At 68.5% G+C, this 14,269-nt stretch carries 11 protein-coding genes and 1 pseudogene; 11 read left to right on the forward strand and 1 reads right to left on the reverse strand.

What is annotated here, in order from left to right; all coding sequences use genetic code 11:
- Positions 1-1,081: ParB/RepB/Spo0J family partition protein (locus tag R2C4_RS20335; RefSeq protein ID WP_141892152.1), on the forward strand; the 1,081-nt coding region annotated here is incomplete at its 5' end.
- A 234-nt stretch (positions 1,082-1,315) separates the two neighbouring features.
- On the opposite strand, the gene qhpR is transcribed toward R2C4_RS20335, so the two are convergent.
- Positions 1,316-2,371 carry an AraC-like transcriptional regulator QhpR gene (gene qhpR / locus R2C4_RS20340; RefSeq protein WP_141892153.1) on the reverse strand — a complete coding sequence of 352 codons (1,056 nt, stop codon included), beginning with the start codon at positions 2,369-2,371 and terminating at the stop codon, positions 1,316-1,318.
- A gap of 159 nt (positions 2,372-2,530) precedes the next feature.
- Here qhpR and qhpG point away from each other — a divergent pair, with 159 nt between their 5' ends.
- From qhpG to R2C4_RS20390, 10 genes and pseudogenes are all read left to right on the forward strand, one after another.
- A complete protein-coding gene (gene qhpG, locus R2C4_RS20345; RefSeq protein WP_244940837.1) occupies positions 2,531-3,889 on the forward strand; it encodes a flavin-dependent monooxygenase QhpG in 1,359 nt (452 codons plus the stop codon).
- Entirely contained in the window at positions 3,865-5,388 is a 1,524-nt protein-coding gene (gene peaA, locus R2C4_RS20350; protein WP_141892154.1) for a quinohemoprotein amine dehydrogenase subunit alpha, read from the forward strand. The genes qhpG and peaA overlap by 25 nt, the downstream gene beginning before the upstream one ends.
- Before the next feature lie 16 nt (positions 5,389-5,404).
- On the forward strand, positions 5,405-6,829 hold the full coding sequence (gene peaB / locus R2C4_RS20355; RefSeq protein ID WP_141892155.1) for a quinohemoprotein amine dehydrogenase maturation protein: 1,425 nt from the start codon (positions 5,405-5,407) through the stop codon (positions 6,827-6,829).
- On the forward strand, positions 6,826-7,149 hold the full coding sequence (qhpC, locus tag R2C4_RS20360; protein WP_008558561.1) for a quinohemoprotein amine dehydrogenase subunit gamma: 324 nt from the start codon (positions 6,826-6,828) through the stop codon (positions 7,147-7,149). The genes peaB and qhpC overlap by 4 nt, the downstream gene beginning before the upstream one ends.
- A gap of 13 nt (positions 7,150-7,162) precedes the next feature.
- A complete protein-coding gene (gene peaD, locus R2C4_RS20365; RefSeq protein WP_141892156.1) occupies positions 7,163-8,242 on the forward strand; it encodes a quinohemoprotein amine dehydrogenase subunit beta in 1,080 nt (359 codons plus the stop codon).
- A complete protein-coding gene (locus tag R2C4_RS20370) occupies positions 8,239-9,981 on the forward strand; it encodes an ABC transporter ATP-binding protein (protein ID WP_141892157.1) in 1,743 nt (580 codons plus the stop codon). The genes peaD and R2C4_RS20370 overlap by 4 nt, the downstream gene beginning before the upstream one ends.
- Complete coding sequence (gene qhpE, locus R2C4_RS20375) at positions 9,978-10,634, forward strand: subtilisin-like serine protease QhpE (protein ID WP_141892158.1); 657 nt, start codon at positions 9,978-9,980, stop codon at positions 10,632-10,634. The genes R2C4_RS20370 and qhpE overlap by 4 nt, the downstream gene beginning before the upstream one ends.
- The gene (locus R2C4_RS20380; protein WP_141892159.1) at positions 10,631-11,623 is read left to right on the forward strand and encodes a helix-turn-helix domain-containing protein; all 993 of its coding nucleotides are present in this window, start codon (positions 10,631-10,633) and stop codon (positions 11,621-11,623) included. Before qhpE ends, R2C4_RS20380 begins: the two co-directional genes overlap by 4 nt.
- 15 nt (positions 11,624-11,638) lie before the next feature.
- Complete coding sequence (locus R2C4_RS20385; RefSeq protein WP_141892160.1) at positions 11,639-13,042, forward strand: aldehyde dehydrogenase family protein; 1,404 nt, start codon at positions 11,639-11,641, stop codon at positions 13,040-13,042.
- 67 nt (positions 13,043-13,109) lie between these two features.
- Positions 13,110-14,269 (forward strand): annotated as a pseudogene (locus tag R2C4_RS20390) (AMP-binding protein); the annotation flags it as partial.

The raw sequence follows: 14,269 nt of genomic DNA on the forward strand, positions 1-14,269 counted from the left end.
CAGACAGCTTGAAACCCCCTCGCCCGAGGCGCTGAAGGAGATTGAGGCAGGCATCGACCGGGATCTGGCCCGCGGCCCCGGGCTGCGGCCGCCGATTGCCGATGTGGTGGCCGATGCCGCCCGCCATGCCGACCCCCTGCCCCAGGCCGGGCGCGAGGCCGCAGCCCGCGACCGGGCTGACGCCGAACGGCTGCGCGCGGCGGAGGAAAAGGGCCTGGTGGCGGTGGAGCTGCCGATCACCGGCATCACCGCCGAGGCGCTGAACCGCGACCGGATCGTGATGGACGAGGACGAGATGCAGGAGCTGATGAGCTCCATCTCGGTCAACGGCCTGCGGCTGCCGATTGAGGTGTTCGAGCCGGCAAACCACGAGGACGCGGGCAAATACGCGCTGGTCTCCGGCTACCGCCGCCTGACCGCCTACCGCCGCCTCAACGCGCTGAGCGGCGGCCAGCGGTTCCAGACCATCCCCGCCTTCATCCGCGCTCCCGGCAGCATCGCCGAAGCGATGGTCGCGATGATCGAGGAGAACGAGGTCCGCGCAGGCCTCAGCCAGTATGAACGCGGCCGCGCCGCGGCGTCTGCGGTGCATGACGGCGTGTTCGCCACCGTCGACGAGGCGGTGGCGGTGCTGTTCCAGAACGCCTCCAAGGCCAAGCGCTCCAAGATCCGCTCCTTTGCCCTGATCCACGAGGAGCTGGGCGACATGCTGGCCTACGCCACCGGCCTCAACGAACGCCAGTGCCTGCGGCTTGCGGGCGCCTTGCGCGCGGGTCTCGCCGAAGATCTCCGCACCGCGCTGGAACAGGCCGGCGGGCGCTCGGCGGCAGAGGAATGGGACGCCATGCTGCCGCTCATCGACCAGGCCGAAGGCGCGCCGCAGGATCCCAGCCGCGGCGGCCGCCCCAAAGCCGTGCAGAAGATCGAACGCGCCCGCAAGACCCGGGTGGCCCGCGGCATCACCATCGAACGGGAGCTTGGGCCAAGCGGTTATGCCATCCGCTTTTCCGGCTCGGAGGTGACGGCGGAACTGGTCGATGCGGTGATGGACAACGTGCGCCATCTGCTGGAAAACGGCTGAGCGGGCAGGGAACGGCAGCCCGGTTTCGCAGCAAAACCCCCGGCCTTTGGCCGGGGGTTTTGTTTTGCGCGCAAGGGCCGGCGCGCTGGTTGCGGGTTTCACCGGGGGAGGTTTCGCTGCGAAACCTCCTGTGCAATCCCGGCGTGCCGCATTCCGAAGACCCCCGGCAGGTTTCGCTGCGAAGCCGCCGCCGTCACGGACCAGCGCACTGCTGTTTTCTGCCGCGGCAGGCCGTCAGTTCGCAGCGGACCCCGCGCTGGCCGCACACTCTCCGGCCCCTTCTGCGCAGCATTGCTTGCGGAACTGGCTGGGGGTTGCGCCCTCGCGCTGGCGGAAGGCGCGCTCAAACGCGGAAACTTCCGAATAGCCCAGCCGCTCCGAGATGTCATGCAGCTGCGCGCCCGGGGCCAGCAGCATGCGCTTGGCAATCTCCATCCGGCAGCCCGCCAGCAGCCGGGAGAACTTCTGCCCCTCATCCTCCAGCCGCCGCCGCAGGGTGCGGCGCGACATGCCCAGGGCCGCGGCGATGGCGGTCTGCTCAAAGCTTTCCCGCCCGATCCGCATCAGCAGCTCCCGGCGCACCCGCACCGTAACCGGCGCCGCCCGCTCGCTTTGCCGGGCAGTGCGGACAATCGACTGCGAGGCGGTCTTGAAGGCCGGGTTTTCGCTGTCCGCCAGCGGCAGATCCAGCAGACCGGCGGAAAACACCAGCGTGTTCGAGCTGGCGGAATACTGCACCGGGCAACGCGGCCCGGCGCTGCTGCGGCTGTGCAGGGCGCTTGATTCGTGCTCCAGCGACAGCAGGTCGGGCCGCCAGTCCGGGCCGGTGGCAGAGCGAATCAGGCTGTGGAACACCGACAGAGTCAGTTCGGCATCCTGCTGCCGCGGCCAGATGCTGGTGTCGAGAATCCGGTAGGTCAGCCGCGCGGTGTCTCCGCGGACCGTCAGCCGCAGTTCCGAATCGCTTTGCACCATCGGAAAGGCATTGCGGAACAGCGCCAGCGCGGCCCCAAGCGTCGGCGCCTGCATGATATATTCCCCAAGCGTGCCAAGGTTTTGCAGGTTGAAGACCGAGCCGACCCGCCAGCCGAAATCCGGCAGGCCAAGCTGTTCGGAAGCATGCTCGCAGAAGTCGACGAATTTCTTCAGACTGATCTCGCCCTCCAGGTCCCGCGGCCCGATTCCGGCGTTGCGGGAAATCGTCGCGGCATCGCCGTTCATGAACTCAACGGCCCGCAGCGGGTCATTCAAAGTGGAGGCGGAAATCCGGGGCTGATAGTTGTGTGGCATCGCGCAGTTCCTCAGGATTGCGCCAGAATACCGCAAAAATCCGCTCTTCGAGAAAAAATGCCGCAGTCCGGGCCGGCGCTGCTGATTCTGTCCGGAAATGTCGGGTTGTTGTCCGGAAGTGTCCGCCACAAGCGGCGGCCTTCGCGGCACGTTGGCTAAATGGCACCTCAAATTGGCACCTTTGATATCGCGATCGCAGGCGGCGGCCCTTCCGGGTCGGTGGCGGCGGTCCTGCTGGCGCGGGCCGGCTTCCGCGTGGCGCTGGCCACCCTGCCGCCGCGCGGGCCGCGGTATGAGGGGATGTCCGCCCGCGTCGCCGCGATTCTGGCGCGGCACCGGCTGCCGCTGGCCGGGATCGGCCCGGCGGCGCAGCGCCATGTCAGCTGGGGCGGGTTTCAGGGCGGGCAGAACAGCGAGCATCCGGCAGACCGCACCGCCTTTGACGCCGGGCTGCTGGAGGCGGCGCGGGCCGAGGGTGTCAGCGTTATCTATGGATCGGTGTCCAGCGTGCGGCCGGAGGCGGGTGAAATCCGGCTGGCTGATGGCACATGCCTGTCCGCCCGGCTGCTGTTTGAGGCCCGCGGCCGCCGCGCGCCGCGTCAGCCGGCGGAGCTGGAGCGGACAGAGCTGGCCGGGCCGGACACGATTTCGGTTGCCGGATTTGTGCCGCCGCAGGCGGGAGATATGGAGACACCACGGATCGAGGCGCGGCCCGGCGGCTGGGTCTGGTCGGTGCCGGTGGACCGGGACCGGCTGTGGCTGCAGGCGGTGGGCGCTGCGTCTTCGCTGGGGCAGGCACGCGGCAAGACGGCGGTGGCGGCGCTGTGGGAGAGCGTGCTGGCAGAGACCCCGCTGCCCCGCCATCCAGTTGTCCATGCGATTGCGCCGCGGCTGGCGGCGCCGGATCTGGATCCGCGCTGCCCGCGGCTGGGCGATGCGGCGGTGGCGCTGGACCCGTTGTCGGGGCACGGGATGTTCTGGGCGGTGTCCTCGGCGCTGATGGCGGTGCCGATGGCGCGGGCGCTGCTGGCGGGGCAGGCGGATCTGGCCCGCGCGTTCTACCGCAACCGGGTGGCAGAGACGTTCTGGAGGCAGGCGCGGGTAGGGCGGGACTTCTACCGCGAGGCGGGGTTTCAGACGCCGTTCTGGCAGCAGCGCGCCGCCTGGCCGGACGAGGCGCCGGCGCATGACACGGATATCCGCCCGCATGTGGCCAGACGGGTTGTGGTGCAGGACGGGTATCTGGCCCGGCGCGAGGTGCTGATCACCCGCGATGCCCCGGGCGGCGCGGCATTTGCCGCCGGGCAGGAGATCGTGCCGCTGCTGCGCCGCCTGAACGGCCAGCCGCTGCCGGACGCAGACCGCTTTCACAGCGCACTTCTGCCCGAGGCCCCGCCGCAGGCGGCGCGGGCGATCCATCAATGGCTTTTGTCACAAGGCTTCACCGAGGGGGCGCAGATCCCCTGGGACACTGCAAACAGGGAGACTGATCCATGCAACTACGACCCCGCGGCCTGACGGCTGCACTTCTGATATCAGCGGCGGGCGCGGTGCCGGCGCTGGCCAGCGAGGAGCTGCTGAAAAACACCTGCTCCACCTGCCACACGGCAGAGGAGGGCGGGCTGAGCCGGATCAGCGGACAGCGCAAGACGCCCGAGGGCTGGATGATGACCCTGGTCCGGATGCAGCAGGCGCACGGGCTGGAGATCAGCGCAGAGGACCGCCGCGCCATTGTGCAGCATCTGGCGGACACCCAGGGCCTGGCGCCGTCCGAGGCCGCGCCGTTCCGCTATGCGCTGGAGAAGGACCCGAACGCGCAGGAGAGCTTTGACGAACCGTTTGCCTCGATGTGCGCGCGCTGCCACACCGGCGCGCGGGGGCTGCTGCAAAACCGCACCGCGGAGGAGTGGGAACTGCACATGGACTTCCATGTCGGCCATTTCCCCACCATCGAATATCAGGCGCTTGGCCGCGACCGGGAGTGGTACAAGATCGCCCGGACCGAGATCGCAGGCTACCTGGCGGAGCAGAACCCGCTGGAGACCGCGGCCTGGACGGACTGGCAGGCGGCGGAGAAGCAGCCGGTGGCAGGCGATTGGGTGGTGATGACCGACCTGCCCGGCATCGGCGAAGCCTACGGCAAGCTGACGGTCAGCGGCGATGCCTCGCCCTATCAGGTCAGCGGCGAGTTTGTGACGGCGAACGGCACCGCGCATCCGGCGTCGGGGCAGATGAACCTTTATACCGGCTATGAATGGCGCGCCAATCTGGACATTGGCGGCACCGCCTACCGCCAGGTGCTGGCGCTGTCGGAGGATGGCAACAGCCTGATGGGCCGCCAGTTCGACCGCAGCAACGATGCCCTGGGCGCGCCGCTGAGCGGTGTGCGTGAGGGGGCTGGCAGCGTCATCCTGGGCACGGTTCCCTCTGCCGTTCCGGCGGGGGAGGCGCAGGTGCAGGTGGTTGGCACCGGGCTGGACGGGCTGGACAGCTCCAGCGGTGAGGCAGAGCCAAACAGCTTTGGCGCGGCGCTGACGCTGGCGGCCGAGGGCAATGGCGTTGTGACCTTCAGCGCGGGCGGGGCAGAGGGACAGATCGCCCATTACACCTCGCTCGACAGCCTGAAGGTGGAGCCTGAGTTCACCATCGCCCGCGTCGGCGGCGGCAGCGAGGAAGGCCCGGCAGCGGTGCCTGCCTATTTCAACGCGGTTGGCATGTGGAACGGGCCTGACGGCGAGGCCGGGACCGAGGACGACGTGCGCGTCGGAAGGGTTGAGGCGCAATGGACCGTGGCCAACGCGCATGAGCACGCAGCCCACATGAAAGACACTGAATTTGCAGGCGAAATGCAGGCAAACGGCATCTTTGCGCCGGCGGTTGCCGGGCCCAACCCGGACCGCCCGTTTAGCGCTAACAATGCGGGCGAGCTGACAGTGCAGGCGGAGGCGATGGGCCAGCAGGCGGAGGCGATGCTGATTGTCACCGTGCAGCGCTTCATCGACCCGCCGATCCGCTGAGACAGGGGGAGAGACCATGAAAGACTTTCACTATCAGCCGGCCAATGCGCACCGGGTTGCGGTCGAAGGGCGCGAGGTTCTGTTCCACGTCCCCACCACCTCGATCTTCGAGATGGACGGGGTGGACCGCGATATCCTCGATTATGCGGCGCAGGCGCAGGCGTTCTCGATGGACGAGTTCGAGGCGCGGTTTGCGGCCAAGGATGCGGCGGCGCGGCTCGACGGGCTGGTGCGGCTGGATATCGTCAACGACGGCCGGCCGCTGCAGCCGGAACGGCCGCCGATCGAGATCGAGACCTTCCCGCTGACCACCATCGTTCTGAACGTCAACACCGGCTGCAACCTGGCCTGTTCCTACTGCTACAAGGAAGATCTGGCGGTGCCGTCGAAGGGCCAGAAAATGGCCTTTGACACGGCGCGGAAGTCGGCGGAGATGCTGCTGGCGGAAAACCCGGACCGGGACAGCTACAACATCGTGTTCTTCGGCGGCGAGCCGTTGTCGAACCTGCCCCTGATCCGGCAGGTGGTGGACTGGGCCGAGCCGCATTTTGAAGCGCTTGGCAAGGCGGTGAACTTCAGCCTGACGACCAATGCGACGCTGCTGACAGAGCCGGTGATCGACTGGCTGGACGAACATCGCTTTGGCCTGACGGTTTCGATCGACGGGCCCAAGGCGCAGCACGATCTGAACCGCAAGACGGTGGGCGGCAAGGGCACCTATGACACGGTGGCCGCCAAGGCGCGGCTGCTGCTGTCGCGGTACAGATCCAAGCCGGTGGGCGCCCGAGTCACCCTGACGGCGGGGATCACCAATATCGTGGAGATCTGGGACCACCTGATCAACGATATCGGCTTTGCCGAGGTCGGGTTCTCGCCGGTGACCTCGGGCGACATGGATGCCTTCAACCTCAACGGAGCCGAGCTGCTGGAGGTGTTCGAGGGGATGAAATCCCTGGGCCGCCTCTATGTCGAGGCGGCGCTGGAGGGCCGCAACATCGGCTTTTCCAACATGCATCAGATGATGAATGACCTCTACGAGGGGCGCTCCAAGGCGCTGCCCTGCGGGGCCGGGGTGGGGATGCTGGCGGTCAATCACGATGGCGCGCTGAACCTCTGCCACCGGTTCACCGGATCGGAAATGGACCAGTTCGGCACCGTCGACGAGGGCATCAAGCGCCAGGAGCTGTCGGGCTTCATCAAGGCGCGCTCCGACCGCACCGAGAAGGGCTGCGCCACCTGCCGGATCCGCAACCTGTGCGCGGGCGGCTGCTATCACGAGAGCTATGCCCATTTCAGCGACCCGATGATGCCGACCTATCACTACTGCGACCTGATGCGCGACTGGATCGACTTTGGCGTGGCCGCCTATGCCCGGCTGATCGCCCAGGCGCCGCAGTATTTTCACCAACATGTTGCGCCGAGGAGGGCGTTTGGAAAATGAAACCGCTCAATCAGAAAGCCGAACGCGTTCAGCAGGCCGCGGCCCAGGGCCAGATGGAAGAGGTCCGCGCGATGCAGACCGTGACTGCAGGCTGCGCCACCACATTCGACCCGGGCTGGGAGGTCGACCCCTTTGGCGGGCTGGCCGCGCTGTGCCAGCCGATGGAGGCGGATCTTTACGGCTGCTCCGACCCCTGCTGGTGGCCCGCGCAGGTGCCCGACATCATGGTCAACCACCCGAACTGGGACGAGGGCGCGCCCAATGCCGCCAAGGACTGGCGCGCGCTTGGCGCCACCTATCCCACCGATGCCGAAACCTGAGGAGACCCGCATCATGAAATCCGCGCTTTTTGCTGCTGCCGCGCTCTGCGCCACAGCTCTGCCGCTGGCCGCCGGCGACCTTCTGGTGACGGTGGCCCGGCCCTCGAACCTCTATGTTTTTGACGCTCAGGACCGCTCGGTCAAAGCGGACTGTGATCTGGGGGCGAATGTGACGCCTGGCGTCATTGCGATGTCGCCGGACAACCGCATCGCCTATGTGCTGCTGAACCACTGGCAGGACGTTGTGGGTGTCGATATCGAAACCTGCGAGAAGGTGTTTCACGCGGCCCAGTCCGAGGGCGATGTGACCCGCCGCTCGCTGGCCTCGCTGGCGGTGTCCAAGGACGGCAGCCAGATCTACACGGTGCGCAATCCGGTGCGCAAGAAGACCGACCGCTACGAGGTGATGCAGCCGGAGTTTGCCGTCTATGACGCGGGCGCCGGGCTGGAGGCCAAGCCGTCCGCCACCTTTGAGGCGCCGCGCCGGTCCACCCTGATGGCGAGCGACCGAAACGGTCAGGTCTATGTCGCAGGGCACGAGATCTACCGGGTGGACCCCTCCAACGGCGCGACCGAGGTGGCGATTGCCAATGCCAGCTGGGACCGCCCCACCTACAGCCCGCCGGATGTGCTGGCGTTCTGGCCCACCGGCAGCCAGAACGACGAGATGCTGCTGATGTACACCGCGGCGGTGTTCACCGACGAAACCCAGCAGGAGATGGCGGATTTTGTCTGGGGGTATCAGTCTGTTGACCTCACCACCGGGGAAACCGAGATCGCCGATTTCGCCTCCTTCGAGGTGCTGATGTTCTCGGCGGTGCGCAGTGCGGTGGATCCCAAGCACCTCTATGGCGTCTATACGCAGCTGTCCAAGCACAATCTGGAGACCAAGGAGCTGGTGAAGCGGGTGGACCTGCCGCACACCTATTACGTCATCAATGTCTCGAGCGACGGGACTGAGGTCTATGTCGCGGGCACCAATGATGACATCGGCATCTATGACAGCGAAACGCTGGAGCGGGTGGGCGAGATCCGCATACCCTCGGGCGGGGATATGTCTGTCTCCACCCTGCATGTCGTGCCGCAGGGATGAGCGGGCCTGCTGCCAAACTCTCCCCCCAGCCGGGCGGTGCTGCCGCTGCCCGGGCCTGGCCGCGCCTGCCTTCGCGGGCGGGCGCGGCGCTTTTTACCGCCGCCACCGCGGCCTGGCTGCTGCCGCTGTTGCGGCCGCACCGGCGGCGGCTGGCGGTGCTGCTGCTGATCAGCTTTGCCGCCGCGGCCCTGGGCCTGCTGCCGCCCTATATCAGCAAGCTGGTGATCGACCGCGGGCTGATGGCGGGGGATGCGGCGCAGCTGGTGATCTGGTCGCTGGCTTTGTTCGGAATCGGCCTGCTGGCCACCGGCACCGGCGCGCTGAGCAATATCCTGCATATGCGCGCCTCGGTCCGGATGCTGGCGCGGATGCGGCAGCGGCTGCTGTCGCGGCTGGCCGCCAAGCCTGCCGGGTGGTTTGCCAGCCAGCGCGCGGGTGAGCTGCTGGCGCGGGTGGATGGCGACGCGGCGGAGGTGCAGAAGTTTGCCTTTAACGCGGTGCTGGGCGGCTCCTCGGCGCTGATCCGGCTGCTGGGCGGCTCGGCCATGCTGATGGTGCTGGACTGGCGGCTGGGGCTGCTGACGGCGCTGCTGGCGCCTGCGGAGCTGGCCTTTCTGATCTGGGCGCGGCCCCGGACAGAGCGCCACGCGGCAATGGTGCGCGAGAGGCAGGGGCTGTATGCGGCGGGGCTGTCGGAGACGCTGTTCGGCCTGCCCGCGCTGCAGGCCGCCCGCGGAACGGCATGGGCTGAGCGGCGCAGCCTGCGGGATCATGCCGGGCTGAGCCAGAGGCTGATCGCGCAGAACCTGTGGGGCGAGTTCACCCGTGCGGTGCCGGTGCTGCTGTCGGCGCTGACCCGCTCGGCGATTTTTCTGGCGGGCGGGCTGATGGTGATCCGGGGCGAGTGGCCGCTGGGGTCGCTGATCGCCTTCATCGCCTATATGGGGTTCATGACCGGGCCGATGCAGTCGCTGCTGGGCCTGTGGCACGCGCAGGCGCGGGTCAAGGTTGCGGCGGCGCGGCTGGATGCGGTGATGCAGGCGGATGGCCCCGCCCGGGCGGCCGGGTTTGCGCCTGCCGGGTTTGCCTTGCGGCTGCAGGGCGTGACCGTTTCCCGCGGGGCGGCGGCGCCGCTGGGGCCGCTGACCCTGACCATTCCCGAAGGCGCCAGGGTGGCGCTGCGGGGGGCCAGCGGCGCGGGCAAGACCTCCCTGCTGGCGGTGCTGTGCGGGCGGGCGCGGCCCCTGGCCGGGCGTGTGACCCTGGGCGGTGCCGACCTGAGCCTGCTGGGCGGCGCAGGTTTGCCGGAGCGGGTGGCCTATGCCGGGCAGCGGCCCTTTACCCTGCGCGCCAGCCTGCGCGACAACCTGTTCCAGAGCCGTGCCTTCTGGGCCAGGCCTGAGGCCGAAGCGCGGGTCTGGGAGATGCTGGCGCTGTTCGGCCTGGCGGAGCGGTTCCGCGGGGCAGGGGGGCTCGACACCATGCTGGGCGAAAGCGGGCTGACTCTGTCGGGCGGCGAGCGGCAGCGGCTGTGCCTGCTGCGGGCGCTGCTGCACCCCTTTGACATCCTGATCCTGGATGAGGCGCTGTCGGAGGTGGATCCCGCAACTGCGGCCCGGATCCTGGCCCATATCGACGCGGCCTTCCCCGAGGCGACCCGCATCCTGACGGCGCATGGCGGCGCGGCGGCGGGCGGGGATTTCGATATGGAGATCGCCCTGACGGAGGCCGCGGCATGACCCGCGCGCCGCTGATTGCGCTGATCGACGGGCCGCTGGCCGCGGAAACCCCCGGCCTTGCCGCCCGGATGGACCTGTGCGCGCTGCACCCGCGGGCCGCCGAAAGCCCGGCGGCGCTGCACGCCAGCCACATGGCCGCCGCCATCCGGGCCAATGCCCCCGAGGCCCGCATTTTGGGGCTCAGCATCTTTCCGGGGCGGCTCGCCGCCTCGCTTGCCACCGTGGCGGAGGCGCTGCGCCGCGCCGCGGAGTCGGAGGCGGCGATCGTTCACTGCTCCTTTGGCCAGGGGGAGGCCAGCCCGGTGCTGGCGCAGGCGGTGGCGGAGGTGCTGGCGGCGGGCAAGCTGCTGGTCGCCTCCGCCCCGGCGCGCGGCGCGCCGGTTTATCCGGCGGGCTGCGCAGGGGTTTTCCCGGTGCAGGGCGATGCGCGCTGCACGCCCGGCCAGTGGTCGCTGCTGGACCTGCCGGGGGCGCGGTTCGGCGCCTGTCCGGGCAGTCCCGGCGCGCCGGTGCGCGGCGCCAGCCTGGCGGCGGCGCATTTCACCGGGCTGCTGGCCCGGGCCAGCCTCGAAGACGGGATAGAGGCGATGCTGCAAACCCCGGCCTTCACCGGCCGCGAGCGCATCGGGGCAGGGGGGGCGCACGCCGCATGATCTGCTTTGACAGTTGGAACAGCACCCTGCGGGCCAATTGCGGCCATTACTATGCGACGCCGGAGCGGGAGGCCGGGGTGTGGGCGGGATCGTTCGGCCTGCGGCGGCGCAGCGGTGTGGATGTGGCCGAGATCCGCTGCCCGCCGGCCCGGATCGAGCGCACCCGCAAGGGCATCCTGCGCGATGATCAGGAGCATTTCTTTCTGCTGCACCAGCTGGAGGGCGAGACCGGCATCCAGCACGCGGGCCGCGAGACGCTGCTGCAGCCGGGGGAGTTGCTGCTGCTCGATTCCACCCGCGCGGCAGAGCTGCGCGTCAGCGGCCGGCCTGCCGCGTTCCGGTCGGCGCATCTGCCGCGGGCGCTGGTGCTGGAGAGGCGCCGGGAGATGCCCGCGGCGGGCTGCAAGATCGCGCCGCCGCATCCGCTGCACGCCAGCCTGTGCGGGCTGCTGGAGGGGACCGGCGGGGAGGACAGCGCGGGCTATATCTTTGACCTGGTGCCGCTGGCCTTTGCCGCCGGCGCGCGTCCGGGGGCGGGCAGCCTTGGCAGCCGCAGGCACCGGTTCCGGCTGGTGCGCGAGACGCTGGAGCTGCTGAGCGGCGATCCGGGGCTGACGGTGGACAGGCTGGCCGCGCGCACCGGGCTGTCGCGGCGCCAGTTGCAGCGGGAGTTTCAGGAGAACGGCACCACCTTCACCGAGTGCCTGACCCGCGCCCGGCTGGCCGCGGTGGCGGGCAAGCTGCGCCATGCGGCGCGGCAGGGCGCGCGGGTGCCGATTGCCCAGATCGCCTATGGCGCGGGGTTTGGCGATATCTCCCACTTCAACCGCACCTTCCGTCAGCAGTTTGGCTGCTCGCCGCGCCGGTTCCTAAGCACCTGCAGTCTGGGCGGATTTTTGGCGCAGGACGCAAACTCTTTGGCACCGGTGCCCAAGACCCCTCCGCCGGGGCGTGGTTGTCTTTTGCGATCAAACCCGGCTGACGGATAAACAGGGAGAACGGCAATGGATTATGGCATGCTGATCAACGGCGAACAGGTTTCGGCGGAGCGCATGATCGAGGTGATCAACCCGGCAACGGAGGAGGTGTTCGCCCGCGTGCCGCATGCCTCTGAAGCACAGATGAACGCGGCGGTGGCCGCTGCCAAGGCAGCGCAGAAAGCTTGGGCGGAAACCCCGATGGCCGAACGGCGCGCCAAGGTCGAGGCGCTGGCCGCCGCCATCGGCGAGGAGGCGGATGAGCTGGCGCGGCTGATCACCCTGGAGCAGGGCAAACCGCTGCCCGAGGCGCAGGGCGAAGTGGCCTGGTCGCAAGGATACCTGGCGCATACTGCGACGCTGGAGCTGCCGGACCGGGTGATCCAGGACGATGCGGAGTTCCGGATCGAGACCCGGCACAAGCCCTTGGGCGTGGTGGCGGGCATCATCGCCTGGAACTTTCCGCTGCTCTTGTGCTGCTGGAAGATCGGGCCTGCGCTGATGGCGGGCAATGCCATCGTGCTGAAGCCCGCGCCGACCACTCCGGTGGCGGCGCTGAAGCTGGGCGAGATCTGCGCGCGGATCTTCCCGGCGGGTCTTGTGAACATCATCACCGACGCCAATGACCTTGGCCCCAAGCTGACGGCGCATCCGGATGTGGCCAAGATCGGCTTTACCGGCTCCTCCGAGACCGGCAAGCGGATCATGGCCAGTGCCGCGGACACGATGAAGCGGGTGACGCTGGAGATGGGCGGCAACGACCCGGCCATCGTGCTGCCGGATGTGGATGTGAAGGCGGCTGCGGAAAAGGTCTATGGCGGGGCGTTCCTGAATGCCGGGCAAGTGTGCCTGGCGGTGAAACGGGCCTATGTGCATAGCGACATTTACGAGGCGTTCTGCGCCGAGCTGGCGGCGCTGGCCGAACAGGCGGTGGTCGATGACGGCATGAAGCAGGGGACGACGATTGGCCCGATCCAGAACAAGGCGCAGTTCGACAAGATCAAGGGCTTCCTGGAAGACGCCCGCGCCTGCGGCAAGATCATTGCCGGCGGGACGCCCAAGGACGGCCCCGGCTATTTCGTGCCCCCCACCATCGTGCGCGATGTGACCGACGGCCAGAAGATCGTCGACGAGGAGCAGTTCGGCCCGGTGCTGCCGGTGATCCGCTTTGACGATATCGACGATGTGATCGCGCGGGCCAATGCCTCCGATTACGGGCTGGGCGGGTCGGTGCATTCGGGCGATACTGCCAAGGCAACCGAGATCGCCGGGCGCATCGAATCCGGGACCATCTGGGTGAACCAGCAGCTGAACATCGGCCCGCATATCCCGATGGCCGGCTTCAAGGGCTCCGGCCTGGGTGTCGAGCAATCGGTCGAGGGGCTGGCGGAATACACCCAGATGCAGGTGATTAACGTCGCCCGCGGCTGATCGCGTTTGAACCATGCCCGGGCTGCCGTCGCGGCGGCCCGGTCCGTTTATCCAGCAGAGGACGGCCATGACTGACCTGCATCCTGATCTTACCGCCCCGATTGACGGCCTGTCGCATGTGCGGGGCCGAATGAGCCGCCGCTGCAGCATATCACCATCCCGGCGCTGCTGCGGCAGGCGGTGGAGCGGCATGGCAGCCGCGAGGCGCTGGTGTTCCCGGAGGCGGGCCTCCGGATGACTTATGCGGAGCTGGCGCGGCAGGCGGATGAGCTGGCGGCGGGGCTGCTGGAGCTGGGGGTCGTCAAGGGCGACCGGGTCGGCATCTGGTCGCCGAACCGCTGCGAATGGGTGCTGACCCAGTTCGCCACCGCCCGGATCGGCGCCATTCTGGTGACGATCAACCCGGCCTACCGGTTGGCGGAGCTGGAATATGCGCTGAACAAGACCGGCTGCAAGGTGCTGATCGCGGCGGAAAGCTTCAAGAGTTCCAACTACCTGGGCATGATCCGCGAACTGGCGCCGGAGCTTGCTGACGCCGCCCCCGGCCCGCTGGCGGCCGCGCGGCTGCCTGCCTTGCGCCATGTCGTGGTGATGACGGCGGATCCTGGTCCCGGTGTGCTCTCTTTCGACACTGTGCAGGGGATGGGCGCGGGTGCGGACGCCGCCGCGCTGGACGCGCTCAGCGCGGACCTGACGCCGGAAGAGGCGATCAACATCCAGTTCACCTCCGGCACCACCGGGCTGCCCAAGGGGGCGACGCTGACGCATTTCAACATCGTCAACAACGCCCGGTTCGTCACCAGCCGGATCAAGCTGACGGAGGCCGACCGGCTGCTGATCCCGGTGCCGCTGTACCATTGTTTCGGCATGGTGATGGGGGTGCTGGGGGCGGTGTCCAAGGGGGCCGCGATGATCTTCCCCGGCGAGGCGTTTGAACCCGCCGCGGTGCTGGAGGCCGCCGCCGCCGAGCGGGCGACCGCGCTTTACGGTGTGCCGACGATGTTTGTCGCCATGCTGCAGGAGCTGGACCAGACCCCGCGCGATGTGTCCTCCTTGCGCACCGGGATCATGGCGGGGGCGCCGTGCCCGATCGAGATCATGCGGCGGGTCAACCGCGACATGCATATGCAGGAGGTAACGATCTGCTATGGCATGACCGAAACCGCGCCGGTGTCCTTTCAGAGCTTTACCTCTGATCCGGCAGAGAAACGCTGCACCACCGTGGCC

Origin of the sequence: Leisingera aquaemixtae, assembly GCF_006740765.1 — a bacterium.
GTDB lineage: Bacteria > Pseudomonadota > Alphaproteobacteria > Rhodobacterales > Rhodobacteraceae > Leisingera > Leisingera aquaemixtae.

Excerpts from the sequence above, each read along its gene's own strand:
- qhpR (WP_141892153.1), bottom strand. The coding sequence starts at position 2,371 with ATGCCACACAACTATCAGCCCCGGATTTCCGCCTCCACTTTGAATGAC.
- qhpG (WP_244940837.1), top strand. The coding sequence starts at position 2,531 with ATGGCACCTCAAATTGGCACCTTTGATATCGCGATCGCAGGCGGCGGC.
- peaA (WP_141892154.1), top strand. The coding sequence starts at position 3,865 with ATGCAACTACGACCCCGCGGCCTGACGGCTGCACTTCTGATATCAGCG.
- peaB (WP_141892155.1), top strand. The coding sequence starts at position 5,405 with ATGAAAGACTTTCACTATCAGCCGGCCAATGCGCACCGGGTTGCGGTC.
- qhpC (WP_008558561.1), top strand. The coding sequence starts at position 6,826 with ATGAAACCGCTCAATCAGAAAGCCGAACGCGTTCAGCAGGCCGCGGCC.
- peaD (WP_141892156.1), top strand. The coding sequence starts at position 7,163 with ATGAAATCCGCGCTTTTTGCTGCTGCCGCGCTCTGCGCCACAGCTCTG.
- R2C4_RS20370 (WP_141892157.1), top strand. The coding sequence starts at position 8,239 with ATGAGCGGGCCTGCTGCCAAACTCTCCCCCCAGCCGGGCGGTGCTGCC.
- qhpE (WP_141892158.1), top strand. The coding sequence starts at position 9,978 with ATGACCCGCGCGCCGCTGATTGCGCTGATCGACGGGCCGCTGGCCGCG.
- R2C4_RS20380 (WP_141892159.1), top strand. The coding sequence starts at position 10,631 with ATGATCTGCTTTGACAGTTGGAACAGCACCCTGCGGGCCAATTGCGGC.
- R2C4_RS20385 (WP_141892160.1), top strand. The coding sequence starts at position 11,639 with ATGGATTATGGCATGCTGATCAACGGCGAACAGGTTTCGGCGGAGCGC.